Source organism: Paenibacillus sp. P4_E11 (assembly GCF_056401635.1).
On the sequence record NZ_JBFUIX010000528.1, the window covers coordinates 1 to 1,142 of the forward strand.

1 protein-coding gene and 1 pseudogene are annotated in these 1,142 nt (G+C 38.9%); both read right to left on the bottom strand.

What is annotated here, in order from left to right:
- Positions 1-79: 79 nt before the first annotated feature.
- Positions 80-538, bottom strand: a complete 459-nt coding sequence (locus tag AC1DWB_RS35750; RefSeq protein ID WP_477545807.1) for a hypothetical protein — start codon at positions 536-538, stop codon at positions 80-82.
- 346 nt (positions 539-884) lie between these two features.
- Positions 885-1,100, bottom strand: a pseudogene (locus AC1DWB_RS35755) (2OG-Fe(II) oxygenase); the annotation flags it as partial.
- Positions 1,101-1,142 lie beyond the last annotated feature (42 nt).

The window sequence follows — 1,142 nt, forward strand, 5'->3', positions numbered from 1 at the left end:
GGTGAAGATTTACTCGCCTGGCAGCAGCGAGTGCTGAAGTTTGTGAACGACTTCAACCTAGAGGTTAAATCATACGTTTTCAACCTGGAGGCTGAAGCGCACTTCGTTTTGTACTGATATTTAATTGTCTTAGTTGCTCGTATACTTTTTCAATCTCATTTTGAATCTTGTTGCAATCAATACCTTTTTGTTGAAACTCACCCATTATGACCGAAACAGCATCAGCATAATTGGATCTATGCTCTTTGTTAAGTTTTTTCCAATTGATCCCTTTGAAAGTATCCGCTATGTTTTCATCAAGTGATAATTTACCTTGTAACATCATAACCGCAATGATCGGATAACCAGGGTATCTTTGCCAGTAGGTTGCACTGTCATTAGACGAATACACCCCATTGCTCCATTGCACAGTGTATGTTTTACTATGATCTGAAGATATTACTGTGGCCGAGTTTTCCTCCAGTGACACTCTCGCATCTGCAATCGCACTGTAAGCCTCATGAATCTTCTCTATTGGGGGCATCTTTGTTTTAGCCATTATTTTGACCTCCTGTTTAATTCACATTCACCTAGTTGTTAGCAGAAATCGGCCCCTTCCGACGCGAATTCTCTTACTTCTTAAACGTGAAATCTTTTCACTGTCCAGTTATTTATTTTTCAAGGCAGATTCGATCCGTTTATCCGGAATAAACCAAATAGCGGTAACAATAACATAGAATAAAAAAGAAAATACAATATTAATATAGGCAAAAATGGCAGCTAAAAAGTACAGTATAGGCGTGATTTTATTTTTAAATCCATTATCAATAGTTTTTGCAAGGCCTATTTTGCCTGTTAATAAGGAAGATTGGTCTAGTTATAGACTGTAAATTTGGAATATTCAGCTATTTTGCGTCATGGAAAATGATTCCCAAGCTATATCTATTGCCTGAGTGAATGGTGCCAACACCATGTCTAAGCGTTGTTCGATAGTATCCTCGTGTACCCTGAACTGGACGATGTTGGGTTGGAAAGATAAGCCCTTCTCCCTGATTCAAAGCAATTACATGTCCTCTACTTTGAGCACGTGGTCGTTGCTCAACAAGTAGAAATTCACCGCCTTCAGGCGCCACTTCACCAGTTGCTGCTTAAGATAATGATTA